The sequence below is a fragment of the Pseudomonas sp. Pse79 genome, from assembly GCF_024519615.1.
Classification (GTDB): domain Bacteria; phylum Pseudomonadota; class Gammaproteobacteria; order Pseudomonadales; family Pseudomonadaceae; genus Aquipseudomonas; species Aquipseudomonas veronii.
In genome coordinates this window covers 1-264 of record NZ_JALJRR010000081.1, presented here as the reverse complement: position 1 = coordinate 264, position 264 = coordinate 1, and the positions used below count along the sequence as shown (strand labels likewise).

Sequence of the window (264 nt, the reverse complement as noted above, 5' to 3'; positions counted from 1 at the left end):
TCACCGACGCCCTCGGCGAACGCACTCAATTCAGCTATGACGCCAACGGGCGTTTACTCAACAGCCAACTGCCGGACGGGCGCACCGAGCAATATCAGCGCGATGCCAGCGGTCAGTTGGTGGGCTATACCGATCCCGCCGGGCACACCACGCTCTACCAGCACAACCGTCGCGGCCGGGTACGCCAGCGCACCGACGCCCATGGACGACAGGTGCAATTCGGCTATGACAGCTATGGGCGGCTGCAAGCGCTGGTCAACGAGA

At 63.6% G+C, this 264-nt stretch carries 1 protein-coding gene; it reads left to right on the top strand.

The genetic code is table 11. From position 1 onward, the window contains the following. A partial coding sequence (locus tag NR164_RS30325) for an RHS repeat domain-containing protein (RefSeq protein WP_256823678.1) occupies window positions 1-264 on the top strand: 264 nt, incomplete at both ends.